The 22,388-nt window shown below is 43.8% G+C and carries 18 protein-coding genes and 1 riboswitch; of the genes, 9 read left to right on the forward strand and 9 right to left on the reverse strand.

Annotation, left to right across the window (positions count from 1 at the left end):
- Positions 1-24: 24 nt before the first annotated feature.
- A complete protein-coding gene (locus tag E7Z59_RS07280) occupies positions 25-318 on the reverse strand; it encodes a GNAT family N-acetyltransferase (protein WP_136335661.1) in 294 nt (97 codons plus the stop codon).
- 191 nt (positions 319-509) lie between these two features.
- Here E7Z59_RS07280 and E7Z59_RS07285 point away from each other — a divergent pair, with 191 nt between their 5' ends.
- The 3 genes from E7Z59_RS07285 to cls are packed head-to-tail and all read left to right on the forward strand — an operon-like array spanning position 510 to position 3,619.
- Positions 510-1,190, forward strand: coding sequence for an alpha/beta fold hydrolase (locus E7Z59_RS07285; protein WP_136335662.1), 681 nt, complete (start codon positions 510-512; stop codon positions 1,188-1,190).
- A gap of 35 nt (positions 1,191-1,225) precedes the next feature.
- Entirely contained in the window at positions 1,226-2,164 is a 939-nt protein-coding gene (locus tag E7Z59_RS07290) for a lytic transglycosylase domain-containing protein (RefSeq protein WP_136336303.1), read from the forward strand.
- Positions 2,165-3,619, forward strand: coding sequence for a cardiolipin synthase (gene cls / locus E7Z59_RS07295; RefSeq protein WP_136335663.1), 1,455 nt, complete (start codon positions 2,165-2,167; stop codon positions 3,617-3,619).
- 269 nt (positions 3,620-3,888) lie between these two features.
- Here cls and E7Z59_RS07300 read toward each other — a convergent pair whose 3' ends face one another.
- Positions 3,889-4,404 carry a DUF2892 domain-containing protein gene (locus E7Z59_RS07300; protein WP_136335664.1) on the reverse strand — a complete coding sequence of 172 codons (516 nt, stop codon included), beginning with the start codon at positions 4,402-4,404 and terminating at the stop codon, positions 3,889-3,891.
- Positions 4,405-4,570: 166 nt separating this feature from the next.
- Between E7Z59_RS07300 and rpmH the strand changes: the two genes are divergently transcribed.
- The 3 genes from rpmH to E7Z59_RS07315 all read left to right on the forward strand — a co-directional run bounded on the left by rpmH (position 4,571) and on the right by E7Z59_RS07315 (position 8,190).
- Positions 4,571-4,729 (forward strand): 50S ribosomal protein L34, encoded by a 159-nt coding sequence (rpmH, locus tag E7Z59_RS07305; protein WP_136335665.1) that lies wholly within the window; start codon positions 4,571-4,573, stop codon positions 4,727-4,729.
- A gap of 101 nt (positions 4,730-4,830) precedes the next feature.
- A complete protein-coding gene (carB, locus tag E7Z59_RS07310; RefSeq protein ID WP_136335666.1) occupies positions 4,831-7,683 on the forward strand; it encodes a carbamoyl-phosphate synthase large subunit in 2,853 nt (950 codons plus the stop codon).
- 135 nt (positions 7,684-7,818) lie between these two features.
- Positions 7,819-8,190 carry a T9SS type A sorting domain-containing protein gene (locus E7Z59_RS07315; protein ID WP_136335667.1) on the forward strand — a complete coding sequence of 124 codons (372 nt, stop codon included), beginning with the start codon at positions 7,819-7,821 and terminating at the stop codon, positions 8,188-8,190.
- 748 nt (positions 8,191-8,938) lie between these two features.
- On the opposite strand, the gene rmuC is transcribed toward E7Z59_RS07315, so the two are convergent.
- Positions 8,939-10,282 carry a DNA recombination protein RmuC gene (rmuC, locus tag E7Z59_RS07320; RefSeq protein ID WP_136335668.1) on the reverse strand — a complete coding sequence of 448 codons (1,344 nt, stop codon included), beginning with the start codon at positions 10,280-10,282 and terminating at the stop codon, positions 8,939-8,941.
- Between the two features lie 166 nt (positions 10,283-10,448).
- On the opposite strand from rmuC, the gene E7Z59_RS07325 reads away from it, so the two are divergent.
- Positions 10,449-11,354, forward strand: a complete 906-nt coding sequence (locus E7Z59_RS07325; protein ID WP_136335669.1) for an alpha/beta hydrolase — start codon at positions 10,449-10,451, stop codon at positions 11,352-11,354.
- 2 nt (positions 11,355-11,356) lie between these two features.
- Here the strand turns inward: E7Z59_RS07325 and E7Z59_RS07330 are convergent, their stop codons facing one another.
- The 3 genes from E7Z59_RS07330 to E7Z59_RS07340 are packed head-to-tail and all read right to left on the reverse strand — an operon-like array spanning position 11,357 to position 14,356.
- Positions 11,357-12,145, reverse strand: coding sequence for an ABC transporter ATP-binding protein (locus tag E7Z59_RS07330; protein ID WP_136335670.1), 789 nt, complete (start codon positions 12,143-12,145; stop codon positions 11,357-11,359).
- Between the two features lie 32 nt (positions 12,146-12,177).
- The gene (locus E7Z59_RS07335) at positions 12,178-13,203 is read right to left on the reverse strand and encodes a FecCD family ABC transporter permease (protein ID WP_136335671.1); all 1,026 of its coding nucleotides are present in this window, start codon (positions 13,201-13,203) and stop codon (positions 12,178-12,180) included.
- Entirely contained in the window at positions 13,196-14,356 is a 1,161-nt protein-coding gene (locus E7Z59_RS07340) for an ABC transporter substrate-binding protein (protein ID WP_136335672.1), read from the reverse strand. The genes E7Z59_RS07335 and E7Z59_RS07340 overlap by 8 nt, the downstream gene beginning before the upstream one ends.
- A 71-nt stretch (positions 14,357-14,427) precedes the next feature.
- Positions 14,428-14,644, forward strand: a riboswitch (cobalamin riboswitch).
- Positions 14,645-14,711: 67 nt separating this feature from the next.
- Between E7Z59_RS07340 and E7Z59_RS07345 the strand changes: the two genes are divergently transcribed.
- A complete protein-coding gene (locus tag E7Z59_RS07345) occupies positions 14,712-16,598 on the forward strand; it encodes a TonB-dependent receptor plug domain-containing protein (protein WP_136335673.1) in 1,887 nt (628 codons plus the stop codon).
- Positions 16,599-16,649: 51 nt separating this feature from the next.
- On the opposite strand, the gene E7Z59_RS07350 is transcribed toward E7Z59_RS07345, so the two are convergent.
- Together E7Z59_RS07350 and E7Z59_RS07355 are read right to left on the reverse strand one after the other, a co-directional pair.
- Positions 16,650-18,065 carry a S41 family peptidase gene (locus E7Z59_RS07350; protein WP_136335674.1) on the reverse strand — a complete coding sequence of 472 codons (1,416 nt, stop codon included), beginning with the start codon at positions 18,063-18,065 and terminating at the stop codon, positions 16,650-16,652.
- A gap of 59 nt (positions 18,066-18,124) precedes the next feature.
- Complete coding sequence (locus tag E7Z59_RS07355) at positions 18,125-19,642, reverse strand: S41 family peptidase (RefSeq protein WP_136335675.1); 1,518 nt, start codon at positions 19,640-19,642, stop codon at positions 18,125-18,127.
- A gap of 501 nt (positions 19,643-20,143) precedes the next feature.
- Here E7Z59_RS07355 and E7Z59_RS07360 point away from each other — a divergent pair.
- Positions 20,144-20,668: a hypothetical protein gene (locus tag E7Z59_RS07360; protein ID WP_136335676.1), complete on the forward strand. Its 525-nt coding sequence runs from the start codon at positions 20,144-20,146 to the stop codon at positions 20,666-20,668.
- A gap of 83 nt (positions 20,669-20,751) precedes the next feature.
- On the opposite strand, the gene E7Z59_RS07365 is transcribed toward E7Z59_RS07360, so the two are convergent.
- Positions 20,752-22,272 carry a S41 family peptidase gene (locus E7Z59_RS07365; protein WP_136335677.1) on the reverse strand — a complete coding sequence of 507 codons (1,521 nt, stop codon included), beginning with the start codon at positions 22,270-22,272 and terminating at the stop codon, positions 20,752-20,754.
- Between the last annotated feature and the right edge of the window lie 116 nt (positions 22,273-22,388).

The raw sequence follows: 22,388 nt of genomic DNA on the forward strand, positions 1-22,388 counted from the left end.
CTCGCCATTGGCGAGGTTTTATTTTTAGATCCTGATACCTACCGGTAGCAGATCTTTAAACTCTTTGTGTTTTCGAAGGAATCTCGCGATGTGCGGACTTGTTGGAACAACACTGAGATTTTTTCCTTCAATGTGTTTTAATACAGCCGTAATGAAACGGTCTTTGAAGGAGGGGTCTTCAACCTCCTCAGGAATAAACAGTTTGGTTAAAAAGATCTTTCTTTCCTGAGAAGAGTATTCAATTTTTGCCAACTTCCCGTCTACCTTGGTTTCGAATTGACGTAAAAAATCATTGTCATTAATAACTACTTCATCCATTACATTTTGGTTTAACGCACTTTTATTTTGTTTTGTACTCTCGATAGTGGAAGGCATAAAAAGATGGTAATTTATAGTTGAGAGGAATATCCCTTATTTCTCAGGTTAAAACTTTATGATGAAGTTTTATCTTCTGTGAAATTTTTGTAATATCAAAGTTACGAAAAAATAAGCTAAATACTTTTAATTCAATGGCTGAAACCGCTTCAGGATCAACTTTGATCCCGGTGTATATGATGCCGGGAATGGCAGCGAGTCCCTCTATATTTGAAAATATCCGTCTGCCGGAGGATCGTTTTGAGGTGATATGGCTTCATTGGAAAATACCGGAGCAGGATGAGACCCTGGAGCATTATGCAAAGCGAATGTGCACCCTCATTGCCCATGATAACCCGGTTCTGATAGGGGTTTCCTTTGGAGGGATCCTGGTTCAGGAAATGTCTAAGATCATTCCGGTGAGAAAACTTGTGGTGATCTCCAGCGTAAAATGCAGGGATGAGTTACCCTACCGCATGCGTGTGGCCAGTAAGACCTCTCTGCATAAGCTCTTGCCTACGCAATTGGTAAATAACGTGGAGGTGTTGGCTAAGTATGCCTTTGGAGAGCCGGTGGTAAAGAGATTGGAGTTGTATGAGCGCTATTTGTCTGTACGAGACAAATACTACCTGGATTGGTCTATCAATCAGGTCGTGAACTGGGATCAGCAGGCCCCTATTCCGGGAACTATTCATATTCATGGAAATAAGGATGTAGTGTTTCCTGCGTATCGCATCAAAGACTGCATCTGGATCAAAAATGGCACCCACGTTATGATCATAAACAGGTACCGCTGGTTTAACGAACATTTACCTGCTTTGCTCACCGAAGAGTGAAGCGATTTTGTATATTTAGCCAAACTTATGTAATGATGCCGAACATGAAGAACTATCTATTAGCTGGGGGAGTGGCTGTTTTGGCAGCCGTATTTATCAATGCTGTACAGGCCGATGGCGCCACTGCAACAACCCGCCCTGAAACGAAAGCTCATACCGATCCGTATGAGGTGAAAGCCATTGAAATTCCGAAACAGATCAATTTTGCCGGAGAAGAAGTGCCGTTAGAGGATCCTGATGTGCTGGAACGACTTGATCGTGAGCTGCTGGTAAATACCTACTGGCAATCCAACGCCTTGCTGCTCATTAAACGCGCCAATAAATATTTCCCGATCATTGAACCGATCCTTAAAGAACAGGGGGTGCCTGATGATTTCAAATACCTTGCAGTTATTGAAAGTGGATTGACCAATGCCGTGTCGCCAGCCGGTGCAAGAGGTTTTTGGCAGATCCTCAAGGGCACAGCCAAAGAATACGGTTTGGAGGTGAATGATAATGTAGATGAACGATATCACCTTGAAAAAGCTACCCTAGCAGCCTGTGAATACCTTAAAAAATCAAAAGAGCGCTTCGGTTCCTGGACGATGGCCGCGGCGGCTTACAACGCCGGACAATATGGAATGCACAAACAATTAGAGAGACAGCAGGTAGATAATTATTACGATGTGCTTTTAGGAGAGGAGACCGGACGTTATGTGTTCCGTATCCTGGCTCTTAAGGAGATCCTGTCTGAGCCGCTGAAGTATGGTTTTAAATACGATAAGGACGATCTGTATCAGCCTATTCCAACCAGAAAAGTAGCGGTTGATACTGCCGTGACGAACTTTGCAGATTTTGCCGAAACTTTTGAGATCAATTATAAGATCCTGAAGATCCATAATCCATGGTTAAGAGAGGCGCATCTGAATAATAGTTCCAGAAAGCAATACTATATTGAGATACCCGAGGAGGGGTTCTATCCTCCTGCTAAATAAATGTGGGACTTAATCACCGAACATCTTGGAAAGCTGCTCATAGGGATCAATTATCTGTTGGCCCTGGGAGCAGCTTTTACTATTGTATTGCGTAATGTAAACCCGAACCGAACCCTTTCGTATGTGCTTGCCTTACTGCTGGTGCCCTTCCTGGGCTTGCTCTTTTATGTGTTTTTCGGGCAGGAATACCGGCGTACACGTATCTTCAAAAAGAAGAATGTGCTTAACCAGGAGAATATTAAGAATTGGCAGCAATCTTTGGTGCTCGACCAAAAGCAGATCGATGAGCTTAAGGATAAAGATCTTAGAGATAAAGCGAAGCTCATTCGTCTTCTGCATGATACCGAGCACTCACCGCTAACGCTCAAGAATGAGGTGGAGATCCTCATCAACGGGGAGGAAAAATTTAAGCGTCTTTTTGAGGATGTAGGCAAGGCAAAACTAAGTGTACACCTGGAATATTATATTATTCGTGATGACGAGATCGGAACAGAACTGATCGACCTCTTATGTGAAAAGGCCGGGGAAGGGGTGGAGGTTAAGATCAATTATGACTATGTAGCGAGTAATTTTTCAAGTGTCACCCGAAAAAGGCTTCAGGAAGCCGGTATTATATTCTATCCGTTTATGCCGGTGTACTTTCCTAAGTTTGCCAGTAAGTTCAATCACCGAAACCACAGAAAGATCGCTGTTATTGACGGAGAGATCGGCTATGTGGGAGGTATCAATATAGGCGATGAATATCTGAATGCCCATGGAAAGCGATACTGGCGGGATACCCACCTGAGAGTCAGAGGGGAGTCTGTAGGAGTGTTGCAGTTTCACTTTTTGTTGAATTGGGACTTTGTCAGCGAAGAAGACCTGGTCATAAAAGATGAATGGTTTGTCGAGCCGGAGATCACCGGGAAGATCCCTGTCCAGATCGCCGTTTCCGGTCCGGATACCGATTGGGCTCATATCATGGAAGCCATGTTCGTGGCCATCACCTCTGCCGATGATTATCTTTACCTGACCACGCCTTACTTTATTCCTAATGACGAGATCTTAATGGCGCTCATCGCTGCAGCAAGAAGTGGTGTTGAGGTTAAGGTGCTCATTCCTGGTCATAGCGATTCCTGGGCAGCTAAATACGCCAGTTTTTCTTATATCGAAGAGATGCTGAGAGCAGGAATTGAAGTCTACCTTTATGACAAGGGTATCATTCACGCCAAAACCATGGTGGTAGATGGTATCTTCTCTACCGTTGGAACATCTAATGTTGACTATCGCAGCTTTAATATTAATTTCGAGATCAACGCCCTGATCTACGATGAGCATATTGCAGCGAAAATGGTAAACAGCTTCAATAACGACCTTCAGGAAAGTATTAAGCTCGATCCAGAGGAATGGTATCAGCGGCCCTTTAAGCAGAAGCTGAAAGAATCCTTCTGTCGTCTTTGGGCACCGTTGTTGTAGGTACAAGGGGAGGCTGGTAAGCAGGTAGTCTGGTAGACGGCTAAAATATTATCTATTAAACTGATTGCCAACCATTGATTATTGATCACCCATTACCTGTTAGCTCCCTGCAACGAGTCACTCGTACCTCGTAACAAAAAAAAAAGCCGGAGAATATCCGGCTCTTTGTTATACTGTGTTGGTTAAATATTCGAGATCAATAATGATATGGGATGCTAATCTTCAGGTAATTTATAGTGTAATACATGCTCCGTACCTCCGTACCTTTTTTAGATCCTCTTCATTTGCTGCTGCATCATCTTGATCTGGTCTTTAAGCATGTTTTGCTTATCCAGTTTTTTAGCTTCGTTCAGAAGGGTGGTTGCCTCACGTTTTCTTCTTTTTTGCATGGCAATACCGGCCAGGCTTAATTTAGCCATTGCCAGGTCGTGGTCCATACTTAAACCAAGCTTCAGGGCCTTTCTGAAGTATTTTTCGGCCTGGGTCAGGTTGGTCTGTGAAGACATGATGCCGTATAGATAGTTGTAGTACCCCTGTTGTTTCGTGGTTAAAGCAGTTTCAGGATTCTTGATCTTGCTCAGCCATTTTTCAGTTCCTGCAAAATCCTGTTTTCTCATACGCAAAAATGCCAGCAGGATCATCTCATTTCTGAAATACAGAAATACAAAAATAAGTGATAAAAGGACCAGGAAGATACCATTTCCGATCTCACCTTCTATAAATTGATAAACTGCAAAGGCAAATACCATAGCAGCCAGAATAATTTTTATATTTTTGTTGAACATTACAGGTGTTTTTAATTAGGGGGCAAAGGTAATAAAAACAATGAGAAATATTTTTCTAAGCTTGTTTGCCAATGTGAAAACTCTTTGTATATTTGCCCCGCGATTTTGTGAAGCGAAATCAGGCACCAAAAGTAAAGATTTACCAAGTAGATAAAGATATTTTAAAATGAAAAGAACGTTTCAACCCTCAAAGAGAAAAAGGAAGAATAAGCACGGTTTCAGAGAGCGAATGGCCACTGCTAACGGTAGAAAGGTGCTAGCTAGCAGAAGAGCTAAAGGAAGAAAGAAATTGTCAGTTTCCTCAGAATTAAGACATAAGAAATAATGTTTTTCATTATATAGAAATAGCAGGTGTTACTTTTTTTGGGTAACACCTTTTTTTTGCCCTTTTGTATCACTATTTTCCCTTCAACTTAAATAAGTAAAATGCCAAAAAGAAACGATTTAAAATGCATCTTAATTATTGGATCAGGTCCTATCGTGATCGGACAGGCCTGTGAATTTGATTATTCGGGGTCTCAGGCCTTACGTTCGTTAAGAGAAGATGGTATTGAAACCGTCTTGATCAACAGTAACCCGGCTACCATCATGACCGATCCATCCATGGCCGATCATGTATACCTAAAGCCGCTTAACACCAAATCGATCATTGAGATCCTTAAAAATCATCCCAATATCGATGCAGTTCTTCCAACCATGGGAGGGCAAACCGCACTGAACCTGGCCATCGAAGCTGATGAAAAGGGAATCTGGGAAGAATACGGAGTTGAGCTGATCGGGGTGGATATTGATGCGATCAACATTACGGAAGACCGCGAACAGTTCAGGGAATTGATGACCAAAATAGGGGTGCCAATGGCACCTCAGGCTACGGCAACTTCTTTCCTTAAAGGAAAAGAGATCGCCCAGGAATTTGGTTTCCCGCTGGTGATACGTGCTTCTTATACACTTGGAGGAGCAGGGGCTTCTATCGTTTACAAAAAAGAAGATTTTGATATGCACCTAAGTCGCGGTCTTGAGATCTCACCTATTCACGAGGTGATGATCGATAAGGCTATGATGGGGTGGAAAGAATATGAGCTGGAGCTTCTTAGGGATAAGAACGACAACGTTGTTATTATTTGTACCATAGAAAATATGGATCCGATGGGAATCCATACGGGTGACTCTATTACCGTGGCTCCTGCTATGACCTTGTCTGATCGTACCTTCCAGCGCATGCGGGATATGGCTATAAAGATGATGCGCAGCATCGGGGATTTTGCCGGAGGATGTAACGTGCAGTTTGCTGTAAGCCCCGATGACAAAGAAGATATTATTGCCATTGAGATCAATCCAAGGGTATCGCGTTCATCGGCTCTGGCCTCTAAGGCTACCGGGTATCCGATCGCAAAGATCGCCGCTAAACTGGCCATGGGATATACCCTTGACGAACTTGATAACCAGATCACCAAATCTACTTCGGCGCTTTTTGAACCGACCCTGGATTATGTGATTGTAAAAATACCGCGTTGGAACTTTGATAAATTCGAAGGGGCCGACAGAGAACTAGGTCTTGCCATGAAGAGTGTTGGTGAGGTGATGGGAATCGGTAGATCATTCCAGGAGGCCTTGCATAAAGCAACCCAGTCTCTTGAGATCAAAAGAAATGGTCTCGGTGCCGATGGAAAAGGTTATAAAGATTACGATGTAATTATTGATAAGCTCACCCATGCCAGCTGGGATCGTGTTTTTGTGATCTATGATGCGATTCAGATGGGTATTCCGCTGAGCAGAATTCATGAGATCACCAAGATCGATATGTGGTTCCTTAAGCAATACGAGGAGCTTTACTACCTGGAAAAGGAGATCTCAACCTTCAACATTGATACCATTCAGAAGGAACTGTTGCTGGAAGCCAAGCAAAAGGGATATGGCGACCGTCAGATCGCGCATATGCTCGGGTGCTGGGAGAGCGAGGTCTACAAAAAACGTGAGGCCATGGGTATTAACAGGGTGTATAAACTGGTAGATACCTGTGCGGCAGAATTCGAAGCAGTAACACCTTACTACTATTCTACGTTTGAAGATGTGGTAGAGACAGCCGACGGCACCAAATATGCTGATAACGAGAGTAAGGTTTCAGACAAGAAAAAGATCGTTGTTCTTGGTTCCGGACCGAACCGAATCGGACAGGGTATCGAATTTGATTACAGTTGTGTTCACGGAGTTCTTGCTGCAGCAGAGTGCGGGTATGAAACCATTATGATCAACTGTAACCCGGAGACGGTTTCTACTGATTTTGATACGGCTGATAAACTATATTTTGAACCTGTTTTCTGGGAGCACATCTACGATATTATTCGTCATGAAAATCCGGAAGGAGTAATTGTACAGCTGGGTGGTCAGACCGCGCTGAAGCTGGCAGAAAAGCTCGATAAATATGGGATCAATATTATCGGAACAAGTTTTGAATCACTCGACCTTGCAGAAGACAGAGGTAGCTTCTCAAAACTGCTGAAAGATAATAATATTCCTTATCCTGAATTCGGGGTAGCTGAAACGGCTGAAGAGGCTCTTAAGCTTTCTGACGAGCTCGACTTCCCGATCCTTGTGAGACCTTCGTACGTACTGGGAGGTCAGGGTATGAAGATCGTGATCAATAAGGAAGAGCTGGAAGAACATGTAGTAGATCTGCTTAGAAAGATACCTAACAACAAATTACTGCTGGATCATTACCTCGATGGAGCCATTGAGGCAGAGGCTGATGCCATCTGTGATGGAGAAGATGTTTACATTATCGGTATCATGGAGCATATTGAGCCTTGTGGAATTCACTCAGGAGACTCTAACGCAACCCTGCCCCCATTTAACCTGGGAGACCTGATCATCGAACAGATCAAAGATCACACTAAGAAGATCGCCCTGGAGCTTAATACGGTGGGTCTGATCAACATTCAGTTTGCCATCAAAGACGATATGGTTTATATCATTGAGGCAAATCCAAGGGCATCACGTACGGTTCCTTTTATTGCCAAGGCGTATAAAGAACCATATGTGAACTATGCGACCAAGGTCATGTTAGGTCATAATAAGATCAAAGACTTTACTTTTAATCCGCAGCTGGAAGGGTATGCCATTAAGCAACCGGTGTTCTCCTTCAATAAGTTCCCACAGGTAAATAAGAACCTGGGGCCGGAGATGAAGAGTACGGGAGAGAGTATTCTCTTTATAGACAGTCTTAAAGACGATGAGTTCTATGAACTGTATCACCGAAGAAAGATGTACCTGAGTAAATAATCTTACTTCTCAGGTAATATTATAATCAGGCGGGAGGGCAATTAGCTTTCCCGCCTTTTTTTATGGTATTACATCCAATTTAAATCACTGTATTACAGAATGTTGTGTCTTAATTGTTAACTTCAAAAGAAAAGTATGGTTCTAAAATTACTTCTATTTGTATGTCTCTTCTCATCAGGGTTCTTATATGCCCAACAGCCACCAAAAGGGGTTGACCACAAGGGTGATGAACCTGTGGCCATGTGGAAAACGGTCAAGCCTGAAAAGTTAGAGTCGAGTGAATTGATGTTGTTGCCTTCAAACAGGTATCTCAGGTTAAATCTTAAAGAAGATCTCGGGTTTACTAAGGTGATCATTCAGGACCTCAATGGGATCACCCTGATGGAGTTTCCCTTTGATCCCGGTCGCGATATGGATATTTCAGAGCTCAAACCCGGAAATTATTTTATAAAGGTCATTTCTGCCAATAAGGTTTTGCAGGGCAAATTCGGCAAACGCAGGCTGTAACGGCTTTTTCAATTTCAAGATTTCTGTAATCCAGATTTTTATGTACTGGTATGAGGATGAACTACTCCAAAGAAAAAGCTTTTCATGCATTGGCTTAAGTTCATTTTGCCTTGATGCAACGGCTAAGCCCTAATGAGCACCTCTAGAACAATAATAAATAGGAGAATAAAACGAACCGTAATACTTAACTTTATTTCCCGGCACGCCTTCTGGCTCCCCTGGCTGCCGTCAGGCAGGTTCGCTAAAAACAGCCACAGGCTGTTTTCTTAACGCTCGGCCCTGCTGCAAATATTCGTCCTTTCCAAAACCAGCATCCCAAATTGGATTAACTGAGTTATGTTCTAACTAAGAATTAAAAGCTGTCCTCAGGTTCTGGCAGGCCAGGATCCGCTCGATGAAGTTGCCGTAAAAAGCCAGGTGCTGTTTGAGGCACGCTGGAGGCGTGGTGAGCCTGCCTGCGGTAGGCAGGTTCAGCTGGCTTAGACAGGACTGAGCGTAAAGAAAAGGTCTTGCAGACCTTTTTAGCGAACCTGCCTGACGGCAGCCAGGGGAGCCAGCCGGCGCTTGGGCATTGTACCAATGATTCTGGTTTCACTGTAATGTTACTTTTTTACTCACACCCTTTCTATTGTTTTAGAGGTGTTCGTGAGCCCTGGAGGGGTTGGGCAATGCAAAAAAAAAGTAAAGGCTAATCATTCATGAGTGGTCAAATATAAAATCTGTCAGTGGAACTTATGAAAAGATAAGTCTATGAATTGCTTTCAGGTTCTTCCAATAGCTCTTCGTTGGCCCGTTTCAGCCATTTCTCATCGATCTGTTTACTGGCCTTGGCTCCTAGCGTCTTGAGTTTTTCTACCCGTGTAAGCAGGTTTCCTTTACCTGTTAACTTGGTCATGGAAGAAGAGTAGGTGTTTTGCACCGTTTGCAATTGCTTTCCAACCTTTTCCAGGTCATCCAGCAAATTTTTAAACTGATCGTAAAGTCGCCCTGCATGGGTGGCAATGGCGATGGCATTTTTATGCTGCTTGTCATTTTGCCACATACTGTCTATAGTACGTAAGGTGGCTAACAGGGTAGAAGGAGTTACAATAACAATGTTCTTTTCAAAGGCCGTATTGTACAACTGGTGGTCATGAGAACTTGCCAGGGCGAACGCGGGTTCTAAAGGAATGAATAACAGCACAAAATCCGGGCTTTCCATCTCGTAGATCTGATGGTAATTTTTGGCAGACAACTGGTCAACATGACGATTGATCGCATTGACGTGTTCTTTAAGTAAGACCTTTTGCTCGTTTTCGTCTTCAGAGTTTACATAACGCTCATAGGCTATAAGTGAGACTTTGGAGTCTATGATCATCTTTTTGTTATCCGGCAGATGTATGATCACATCAGGCATTACTCTCTTGCCTTCTTCTGTGGTAAAACTGTTTTGAACAAAGTACTCACTGTCTTTCTGAAGTCCCGATTTTTCAAGAACACGCTCCAGTACCAACTCTCCCCAATTTCCCTGCATCTTGGTATCTCCTTTAAGGGCACGGGTCAGGTTAGAGGCTTCCCGGGTAATACGTTCGTTCAGTTCCCGCAGGTTCTTAAGTTGTTCGGTTAAAGAGGTATGTCGCATCACGCTTTTCTCGTTGGTTTCTTCTACCTTTTTTTCAAAAAGCCTGATCTTTTCCTGCAGCGGATCTAACAGATTCTTTAGATTTTCCTGGTTCTGCGAGGTGAATTTTTTCGATTTTTCATCCAGGATCTTATTGGCGAGCACCTGGAACTCCTTATTTAATTTTTCCTGAAGGTTATTCAATTCTTCCTTTTGCTCGTCGTGCCTTCTTGCCAAATTATTCATGTCGGCTTCACTTCGACTGAGCTGTACGGCCAGGGCTTCTTTTTCCTGCCTAACCCTCTCTGTGATCTCCAGATGGGAACGAAGATCGGCTTTCACGCTTTCCAGCTGTCGTTGGTACTCATCGGCTTTGGCATCTGAAGCACTGAGTACGCTTTGCGTTTTTAATCGCTGCATATAATTACCCAGAAATACGCCAATGGCAAGAAATAAAATGCTGATAAGAATAAAAAGCAGGGTTTCGTTCATAACGGTAAAATTTGAAGCTTTAGATAAAAAGATAAATTGCCGGAGAGGCAACCTTGTTGCAGGGGTAAATATACTATATATTGTTTACATGATAGATTTAAGGTTCGCAGCCTGAGGGTGTGAATTCTTCTTTTTGTATCTTGAAAACTTAACCAAATCACCTCAAATGAAGATCACCCTGTTTTCTCTTTTTCTGTTCGTGCAATTCAGCCTATTCTCTCAAAGTATCTATACCGATCAAAAGTATGATCAGATCAACAGGCTTACGATGACCTATGCTGACACCCTAAAGACGGATATTTATTATGTACCTCATCGTAAGGAAAAACAAAAGGCACCTGTTATCCTGCTGGTTCATGGGGGAGGCTTTTATACGGGCAAGCGGGATGGCGACCTGGAAACCCGATTTGCTATGGAAATGGCAGGCAGGGGTTATGTGGTAGCTTCTATGGAATACCACCTTACACGAAAGGGTAAGAAAGAAGGATTTGGCTGTGATTGTCCTGCTCCCGATAAGATAGAAACCTTTAAAGAAGCTGTAACCAATATCGGGCAGGCTATGGAATACCTTACCAAATTTTCAAGAGAGTTTAATTTTGATCCGGATAAAATGGTGCTTGCAGGTAGTTCTGCAGGAGCAGAGGCGGTGTTACATGCAGCCTATGCAAAAGATCATCCATCTTTTAATGGAATTTTGGATAAAACCCAAAAAATAGCAGCAGTGATCTCTTTTTCGGGAGCCTTACTGGATGAGGTGTCATTAAATAACCCGGAAATACCTGCTTTTTTGGTACATGGAACCGATGACCAATTAGTGCCTTATGGTACTGCTCCCCATCATTTCTGTGCTGAAGACAGACCCGGTTATATTCGCCTGAAGGGATCAGGCCCTATAGCTGATGCACTTTCAGCCTCAGGAGAATCGATGGCTTTATACACGGTTGAAGGAGGTGGTCATGAATGGGCCAATAAGGGGTACGACTTGACCCCGGAGATCAGTGCGTTTTTGTATAAATTATTTCAACGTGGCGTGGCGGGTCAGTTAAGAGAGGTTATAGAGGCCAAGCCTTAGAGTTATTTCTTTATTCTGAAACTGCCTGAACGGCTGTCAAATTTGATCAGGTCTGACGGGAAGAGGGATTGGAAACTGCCTTGTTCGATGAGGGAGCAGGGATCTCCAAAACCGGCCTCACGAGGTTGTAACACTAATATCTTGTCGCATAGCTGAATGGCCAGGTCGATCTCATGCGAAGAAAAAAGGATGGTCTTTTTGGTATCGTGCGCAATTGTTCTTAACAGCTTAAAAATATATGCTTTGTGGTAGATGTCAAGGTGGCTTGTGGGTTCGTCCAAAAGAATCAAAGGAGTGTCCTGGGCCAGGGCTCTGCCTATCATTACCCTCTGTAACTGACCGTCACTCATAGCCCCGCAAGCCTTATTATGAAGCTCCTTAAGATCTAATTTTTCGAGTACACTCCGAACAACGCTTTTATCTGTTTCTGACAGCGAGCCTAACCAATTGGTATAGGGTTGACGCCCCAGTGCGATCAGTTCAGCGGCGGTCAGGTTTCCCGCAGGTATCTTTTCTGTTAATACGATACTGAGATTGGTAGCCAGGTCTTTGGCTGAATATGACTTTAACGAACGGTTGTTCAGGGTGATATCTCCACCCAGGGGTGGGTGAACCCCGGCCAAAGTTCTCAGCAATGTCGATTTACCTACTCCGTTGGGGCCTACAACAGCCGCAAGTTCTCCCGGAAAAAGATCGAAGTTTACTGAACCGGATACCTGTATATTCTCCCCGGAGGTATGATACCCCATCAGAAGATCTTTTACAGAAAGTACCGGGTAACCCTCAGTCATGGCTGTGTCTTGTTTGGTGTTTTGCAAATATATTAAAATAGCATGCTTTTCTTACGTACCAAGAGCCAAATGACAACCGGGGCACCTACCAGGGAGGTGATCGCATTTACGGGTAAAGAGAACTCATATCCCGGAAGTTGAGAGAGTGTATCGCATATTAACATGAGAATGGCTCCAAACAAGAGCACTGCCGGTAACAAAACGCGATGATCAGGGGTGCGGAATATTTGCCGGGTTAAATGGGGTACGGCCAGGCCAATAAAGGCAATGGGGCCGGCAAAGGCAGTAACGCTTCCGGCTAATATGCTGGTGATAAGTATCAGTACAAATCGCACCCGCTGTACATTCATACCAAGACTTTTGGCGTAATTTTCACCCAACAGCAAGGAATTAAGGGGTTTCATAAAAGCGATACTCAGAATAATTCCGAGAATGCTTAGCACGGCAAAGATCCTGATCTGCGACCAGCTGAGGTCTCCGAGACTTCCGAAAGACCAGAAAATATACTGCTGTAAACTTTCCATTCTGGCGAAATACGACATCACACTTACCGCAGCGGTAGTGATACTGCCAAACATAAGCCCGATGATCAATAACGCCATGGTATCCCGAACCCTGCTTGCTACCACCAAAATGCAGAGTAATACGATAAAACTGCCCAGGCTGGCAGCAATAGCCAGGCTAATTCCCGAGGTGAGCACAGAAACTGTGGCAAAGGCACTTCCTCCTAAAAGCAGTAAGGCAACTCCGAGGCTGGCTCCTGAGCTGATACCCAAAACGAAGGGACCCGCCAGGGGATTCCTGAAAAAGGTTTGCATGATCAGTCCGCTTAGAGAAAGGGCTGCCCCGGTTAAAATAGCAGTGATGGCTTTGGGCATGCGATAACTGCTAATGATGTATTGTTGTGTTTCGGTAGCCTGGTCAGAACCCAGCAGGGCAGATAACACAGTGTCAAAGGGAATATGGACGGAACCCAGACTAATGTTCATCAAAAGCGCTATGATGAACAGGAAACCTAAAAGTATAAATTGCCGTGTATATCGTTGCTTGCTATTCAAGGTCAAGGGGTTTGTAAAAAACGGGGTTGTGATCAGGCAGTAATTCGGGATGTAAGATATGGATCATATCTTTTAATACCAGGTCAGGCCTGTTGGGGCCTAATTCATAAAATAAAACACCGCCCTGGGGTCCGGTGGTTTTACTGATGGTGTAGACCTTCTTTTCCCGGAAAGGTTTGAATTGATTGTAATGTTCATTAGATGCTGTGAGCTGGGGGTAGGAGGTAAAAGCTGCAGTTCCCATCCATATATCAGCATTGGCAGCCTTTGAAAGTACAGACTCGAAGCTTAAGCTAAGGCTTCCAGTGCCTTCTGATTCTTTCCAAAGGTAATCGGCATTGGCATCTTCTATAAACTTTGCTCCCCAGCTGTCACCGGCGGGAAGGTACCAGACATCTCTGTACATGGCTCCACTCAATACCTTTGGGCGTTTTTGGGCCTTGGCAGCCAAAGCTTTGGCTTGATTATATTGTGCGGCAATTTCCTGAAATATACTATCAGCAATTTGTTCCTTTTGAAACATCACCCCGAAAAATCGTATCCACTCTGCCTTGCCAAGGGGATGCTGTTCAACCCAATCGCCATTGTAGAGTATCGGGATTCCCTTTCTCTTAAGCACATCATAACTTTCATTTTCGCCTGCAATACTAAACCCCACGATCACCTCAGGATCCAGGTCAAGTACAAGCTCTGTGTTGAGCGATTCGTTGACCCCCAGGTCTTGTATGCTGCCATCTGTCACCAGTTTTACAGCCTTCTTTGAGGAGATATAACGCGTATCCGGAAAGCCCCGAAGGCTTTTTAATGCTCCCAGCGCTTCGAGGGCAGGAATATGGGTGGTTGAGGTAGCGATTATCGAAGTAACCGGGGTTAGCACAATGGCATCATAGGCATCCCGGTTTAGGGAGGCAGAGGCTGCGGCTTCTCTGTCCAGAAAAGCATACTTATAGGGCTTTTGTGCCTCCGGCCAAGGCTGGGTAACGATCACTTCGGTAAGATCTTTAGAAACCCTGTTTACCTGAAACCCGGTGGCATACCCGTCGGAATTGGTGGAAGACACGGGTGCAGTATTGTCATTACAACCGGATAGTACCAAAAGGCTGCTGAAGATTAACAGGCAAAAGAAGGAAATTCCCGAAGGATACGATTTCATAGATAACGGATCAGTGTCCAGCAAAATTAAGATTATTTATTTTTTGAGTTGGCAGGGTGAACAGTTTGTTTATTTTTGCTTCAGATTTTGGTTTCAACGCTGTTTTCGCAGCCGAGAATTAAAAGGGAATCCGGTAGAGTCTGCCAGGACGAGTCCGGAGCTGTTCCCGCAACTGTATGCTAAACCCATCATAGGGTTCCGAAATTACTGCATTGCCACTGTTCACGAAACGGGAAGGCCAATTTCGGAAAAGCGAGCCAGGAGACCTGCCTTGATCTGTAATTAAATGTCAAACTTTCGGGATAAAAGTTTGCGTATGGGTAAACTCATACTTTTTTCCCTTTAAACCAATTTAATGAAAAAGCAAATCAAGCTATTGAGCCTGAGTCTTTTTGCAGTTACAGCTGTATGGAGCCAGGAGAACGAAAACCAAAACCGAAACAAGAAAGAGGTGGTTGACCTCGAAGAGGTAGTGGTAAGCGACAGCCGTTTCGAACTGAAACGTGAAAATTCAGGAAAAACAGTGATCAGTATCACCAAAGAAGACCTGGAAAAACAACAGGGAAATTCACTGGCCACCATCATTAACAATTACAGTGGTATCGAGATCAACGGGAGCCGCAGTAATGCAGGGCAAAATCTCAGTTATTTTATCAGGGGAGGTAACAACAGGCAGGTGTTGATCATGGTTGACGGCATTCAAATGAACGACCCTTCCCAGATCGCCGGAGATTACGATCTTCGTTTGATCGATGTCTCACAGGTAGAATCTGTTGAGATCATCAAGGGCGCAGCCAGTACTTTATACGGGAATGCTGCTGCAACCGCGGTCATCAGAATTTCAACGAAACAGGGGGCAAAAGAAAAGATCGGTGCTACCCTTGCCTCTACAGCAGGTACCAATCAATCTTCAACCGACCAAAATTATGGAGTTCGTGATTTTACCAATTCTGTTTTTGTAAATGGAACCCTGAGTGCCCTTGATTATGCGGTTTCATTCGGGCATACCTATACTGACGGACTCTCGGCCGTAGAGGGTAATGAGCGTGATCCTTTCAGAAGGTTCAATACAGGGGTGCGATTGGGATATAACATCTCAGATGCCTTCAAGGTGAAGGCCGGGGTTTCTTATGACGACCTGAGATCAGAATTTGATAATTCATTTCCGCTGGAAGATGCTGAATATGTTTCGGAAAGTGAACAGAAAAGGATCACCCTATCTCCTGAATATACGTATCAAAATGGAGGCGTGTATTTAAATGCTGCCTGGTACAGTATAGACCGGGCGGTTGAGAGTGCCTTTCCGGCAGTATATGAGGCCGAAAACTTCGTGATGGATATATATAATAAATATGTATTCAATGACAAGTTTTATACCATCGTTGGGTTGAATCATATTAGCAGCAAGGCTGATGTGGGTGCCGGTGGCTTGGAGAGTTTCAGTATTAATGATCCTTATGCCAATATGGTCTATATATCGGAATACGGATTTCAGCTTAATACAGGAGTACGATGGAATAATCACAGCAATTATGGTTCTAATCTTACTTATAGCATGAATCCCAGTTACGTGATCAAGTTCAAGGATGACTACCTTAAATTCATGGGATCTTACAGCAGCTCTTTTATTGCGCCAACCATTTCTCAGCTTTACGGACCCTTTGGTGCCAATCCTGAACTGGAGCCGGAAGAGAATGTAACTGTTGAAGGCGGGGCTGAGTACCGTACCCAAAATCTTAGGGTAAGTGGCTTGTACTTTAATCGTCTTGAAGAAAATTTCATTGATTATCGTACTGTTAATTTTGAGACCTTTGAAGGGGAGTACTATAACGTAACGGAAACATTCAGGGTAGAAGGGGTAGAGTTGGAGTTCAATGCCACCTTGAGTGAATCTTTGAGCCTTAATGGTAATTATACCTTTACCCAGAACAGAGACCGTGCTGCTCTAAGGATCCCAAAACATAAGGTGAATACGGCGATCAACTATGCTTTGGGAGGGTCAACAAATTTGGATTTGGCCTACCAGTATACCGGAAGCCGAGCCGATATTAATTTTTCCACCTTTGAAAATGAAACGCTGGATGCTTTCAATATCTTCAACCTGGGGTTGTCTCATGAGTTTTCAAAGACTTTCAGAGGTAGCCTTCGTTTTAATAACCTGTTGAACGAGTCGTATACCGAGATCATCGGCTACCCGACCCGAGGCAGGAATATAGCGGCATCTGTCAGGATCACCTTGTAATACCTTTTGAAGCAAATAAAAATAGGGCCGCACTTTGCGGCCCTATTTATTTTATAGTGGATCTTCCAGGTACATGTCATTCTTGAGCAACTCATGCCAATCGCTACCCAGCAGCTCTTTTCCTGCCAGAGTTGGCAAGGGCAGGAATTTAGGAGCAAGACTCGGGTCGATCTGTGATAAGGCCCTTGCCAAAAGCGGCTCGCTCACCTCTCCCAGAACGCCCAGGTTTCTCAGGTCTTCCCTCAATGGCACTTCAGGTACGAATCCGTCAATATAATCAGAGAACCCGATGGAATTTTCATTTCTCGCAATGATGGGCTGCATGGCCCAGGTATGATTCGGATTCAAAGCTTCATCATCGAAGCGAAAGGAAGGAGAGTCATAAAGGGTTACCGAGGCTTCATTCTTTCCTGTGGTCACATCTCCAACCTGGATAACATCAATGTATGGGTCAAGTCCGTTAATGATCAGCTCGCTGGCCGATGCCGTTCTCGCAGTGGTAATAACGTACACGCGGGTGAGCTCCAGGCTGTTGATGCCCTCTCCAGACAAGGTACTTCTGAACTTATAATCGGTATTAAAGCGCTGTTGTTTTTGATTGTATTTTAAACTTACAAAAAGGTCGTTATTGAATTGCCCGGTGATCATACTGGCCAGGTTGACCGATGAGTTTACAGAGCCTCCGGGATTATACCGCATATCGAGCACTAATTCGTCAATGCCCGCAGCCTTTAACTCTCCAAAGGCCTGGTTAAGCTTCTGGTCAAAAGTGGCTGTAAAGCGATTGTACATCAGGTAGCCTGCCTTGACCCCATTGCTTAGGTCAAAGGTCTTTACCAGAAATACGGGGTTCAGGGTTGCCGGCGATTTCGCCAGGTCAACACTCTGACCGTTCGGAACGATCATATCCTGGGTGTCGAATGCTGCCATATCAAGAGTGTATTGTCCCGATGACTCCCCAAACAGTAATTCGAAATAGTTAGCACGATTCAATCTTTGACCGTTTACCCCGGTAAAAAGGTCACCTCTTTTAATTCCCTTCAGGTCGGCATCCGATCCTTCGTATACATACCTCACATAACCATCTACCCGGTCACTGTCGGTATAACCGATCAGCCCAAATTCCATTCCATTGGAGTCAAAATTCCCGGCCCGGGCATTTTGCAGTTCTACATAGTCATCAGTAATATAGCTAAACCTGTCTTCGGGAGATAGCAAGGCATCGAATAGATCTGAGGGGTCGGAGTATTGAGACAGGAAGGTCTGGTAATCTTCCTGTGAGCCAAAACGATCATCCCGAAGATCGGCAACGTCTGCCTGCCAGAAATAATAAGTGTTGAGCCCCTTCCAGATAAAATCCTGGATCTCGGTTTCAGCATCCGGAACAAAAATATTATCATCCTGATCGGTACAGGCGGAAATAAAAACCAGCAGAAGGATCAAATAAAAGGGGAGTGCTTTTTTCATAAGGGGATGTTTACCTAATAAATATAACAAACGCTCCGTTAAGGAGCGTTTGTTGGTTTTTAGTTTTTCAATTTTAAGCTTTCGACATCGAGGTACATATTATCCCTGGTTGGGTATTGCATGGAAGAACTGGAAATAATATCGATCTCCATGCCTTCCACAGGAATTGCTCTCGCAGAAATCCCGGTGATCTCCTGTATGGCTCTGGCCAACAGGGGTTCACTTGGGTCTCCGAGAATACCAAGGTTGTCTACAACTTCAGGCTGCGGGATTTCAGGATCAAAACCTGCCGTATAATCTGAAAAGCCCACAGAGTTTTCGTTTCTTCCTGTCAGTGGCTGTATCGCCCAGGAAACCCTTGGATTGATATCATTTCGGGTGCTTTCAGAATAAATATAACTGTTGTCCGGATTGTCAACCAGGGTAATAGAAAATTCATTTTTACCTCTTGTTGTGCCTCCGATCTGAATAACGTCGATGTAAGGGTCCAGTCCGTTTATGATCAGTTCACTTGCAGAAGCAGAGCTTCGGGTAGTTAGAACATATACTCTTGAAAGATTCAAGGTATTTAATGGCACACTTCCGGCTTCTGTACTTACCATATCAGCAAAGTAATCTTCCAAAAAGGAGGCAGATAATTGACTTTGTATTTTGCTGTTCCAGCGTTGCTTTAAAAACAGTTCATTCGTATTGGTTCCATAGATCATACTGGAAAGGTACCTGGCAGAGTTTACGGATCCACCTGAATTATATCTCAGATCAAGAACCAGGTCGGTTACCCCCTGAGATTTAAACTCTCCGAATACGTCATTCAATTCAGTATCATAATTTCTGGTAAATCCGTTGTACATGAGGTACCCGATCTTGGAGCTTCCTTGCTCTATAACGGTATGAATAAAAATAGGATTTTCATTCAGTCCGGCTTCTTCGGTTAACGCTACCTCTTTTCCATTTAACGCCACATCAGTACTGCGCACTTCAACAGCCTGAACGCCTGAGGCATTCAGATCGGCCATCCCTAAAGTATAGTTGGCATTAGAACCGAATAATAATTCCTGGTAGTTATCCAGGTTGAGTTGCACTCCATCTACATGGGTGAAGATCTCACCTCTCGCAATATCGGCCCCAGCCGCATTGGAATTCGGGATGATATACCTAACATAACCGTAAACATCATTATTGTCTGCAAATCGGGCAAGTCCGTATTCCAATCCATTACTGGTAAAAACACCTTGCTGTGCATCTACCAGGGTGCTGTATTCAGGATTGTAAAAGGTAAAACGGTCTTCAGAGAAGCGAAGCGAATTTTCAATGAGGTCTTCAGGGTCGGCATAGCTGTTAAGGTAGGTGTAAAAATCACTCCGGATGTCATTAACACTATCGTCGAGTTGGGTAACATCGGCCTGCCAGAAATACCACAGATTCATGGCGTTCCAGGTAAAAAGATTAGCCTCACTATCCAGGGTTACGGTATCTTTGTCAAGCGGGTTTTCAGTGCTTACCCCATCATCGTTACTGCATCCGGTCATAACAAGAGCGAACATGAGAACCCCGAAATTTTTTAAGTATTTTTTCATAGTCTTTTTTTGGTATTTCTTGATTTAGTGCATAATTCGCAATAATACTTACATTTCACCAAATATAAAATTTATTGGATAATAAACGGAGGCGTCAGGCCTGCTTTGCTTTTGCAGGTCAGGAAAGTAGGTGGTTCAGCAGTGCATTATTGATGATTTAATAAGTTTGGAAGTGCTACAAACAGGAGTTCAAATGAATTATTTGAATCAGACTAATAAATAAAACGAATACCTGCGAATAAATGCATGAGCCTTAATCACAGCACAACCAAAAACACCGCGCATATTCTTGTTATTTCGTGGTCCCGGGTTTCAACTGTTGTTATACTGGTCATTTCCAGTGTTCTAGACCTTCTGCTCTACAAGGGAATTGACTGAAATATATCGACCAGCTGCTTAAATTCACGCTAAACATAAAGTTTATGCAGTTTGGCTATAAAATTCTGATATTCAGTTTTATGGCTCGTATTTTCGAGCTAACAACCTAAAAACGAATGATTTATGAAGATGATCACTACCCTTGCAATCCTATTCACGCTGATTGGATGCAGTAGCAATGACGACACGTTTAACGAACCGGAAATTATCTCAGGCCCGATTTGTGACACCATTTGGACAAGTCCCGATTGGAGTGTTAGACAACACTACCTTTACATCGATATCACCTTGGTTCCAGATAGTATTGATATCCGAGAAAAATTTCTAACGGAAGAATACAAGTACCACTCGACAAGACAGTTACTTCAAGTGGCCTATGGGGTGGAATGTGACGAGTTAACGCACGATAAATGGGAATATATGTTAAGCACTATTCCTAAAGGTTTATCAGGTTGCTTCAGAGTGGAAATAGGGACTTTAAATGATAAACTTTATTACGTTGATGCTCAACGTTTTTTAGCCATGTTCACCCCGTTTTCTTTATATCCGATCGCTGAAGAACTACCGCTATACCTTTTGCCGTGGTTTACCGAATATTTTGGCTGTGAGAGTGAAGACCATAACCACAATAAAACCCCCGTACTATGAAAAAGCTGCTCTTTATTCTGGCGCTGATCCTTTTAGGATGTAGCAAAGAAAAGGAAGACACTATGGAAGGAAGGTAGCGAAACCTAATTTAACCTTAGTTTTTCCCCATCTATATACATACGGTCTTTTAAAGGGTGCCCCATTTTAGAATTCGAGATGACCTCCATGTAGATCTGTTGTCCCTTTTCTAAGGCTGCTTTGGCAGAAACACCGGTGATCTCCTGCAGGGCCCTGGCCAGTAAGGGTTCGTCTAATTCTCCCAAAACTCCTAGATTGGTCACATCTTCAAACTGCTCTATTTCCGGTTCCAATCCCGTAGCATAATCAGAAAAACCGGCCGAATTCTCGCTGATGCCCGTAGTGGGTTGTAAGCCCCAGGAAACATCAGGGTTAATACCGTTCTCAGTATCGGGACTATATAAATAGGAGTTATCTGGATTATCCACCAGAACGATGGAAAACTCATTCTTTCCGGTGGTGGTAGCTCCTATCTGAATGACATCCATATACGGATCAAGGCCGTTAATGATAAGTTCGCTGGCAGAAGCGGTACTCAGGGTGGTTAACACAAAAACACGGTTGAGCTCCAGGCTGTTCAAAGGAAAATCGCCATCTGCGGTGGAAACGGTTTCCGCAAAATAATCCTCAAAAAACGAATCAGAGTATAGAGAATTTACTTTGTCGTTCCATCGCTGCCTGATAAAAAGTTGTTCCGTATTGGTGCCGTAGATCATGCTGGCCAGGTAACGGGCCGTATTCACAGAACCACCCGGGTTATACCTCAGGTCAAGGATTAGTTCGGTAACACCCTGTGCCCTGAAGTCGGCAAACACATTATTCAATTCATCATCAAAGGCCCTGGTAAAACTGTTGTACATAAGGTAACCAATGGTAATTCCGCCCGACTCTATGACCCGGGTTATAAAGATCGGGTCTTCCCTCAGGCCGTCGTCTTTAGTCAAGGTGACCTCCTTCCCGTTCAGGGCTACGTTTTCGCGAAGAATATCAGGTGCCGCTCCCCCCGGCCCGGTAATATCGGCCATGCCGAGAATGTAGGTGTTGTCGTTTTCAAAAAGTAGGCTTTCGAAATTATTAATGTTCATCTGAACCCCGTTTACATGGGTAAAGAGTTCTCCCCTGGAGATATCATTTTGAGCTGCACTTGAATTGGGGATGATGTAACGTACATACCCAAAAACATCATTACTGTTGGCAAACCTTGCCAGGCCAAATTCTAAACCGTGGTTGGTGGAAATTCCCTGCTGCCCGTCGGTAAGGTCTCTGTAATCTTCATTATATGCAGAGAATCGGTCTCCTGAGAATCTCAGGGAATTCTCAAAAAGATCGGCCGGATCGGCGAACCTGTTAAGATAGGTATGAAACTCGTCACGGTTATCGTCAAAGTTGTCGTTGAGCTCGGCAACATCTCCTTGCCAATAATACCAAAGATTTAAGGCGTTCCAGGTAAAAAGGTTGGCTTCACTTTCCAGTTCCACCCCGTTATCTGTTGGCGGCTCTTTCGTATTCACCCCATCATCACTACTGCAACCGGAAATCAAAATGATCAATCCTAAAAGCGTAAAATTTCTCAGCCAATGTTCCATAATATCCTAACTAAAGGTTACATTCCTCTCCAATTGTTTAAAGGTAGTACAATAGCAAGCATTATAAAAAAATAAAATTTCTTGTAACAAAACTAAAAGTACCTCGTCTCCCTTGT

This window comes from Robertkochia marina, from assembly GCF_004799345.1.
Taxonomy (GTDB): Bacteria; Bacteroidota; Bacteroidia; order Flavobacteriales; family Flavobacteriaceae; genus Robertkochia; species Robertkochia marina.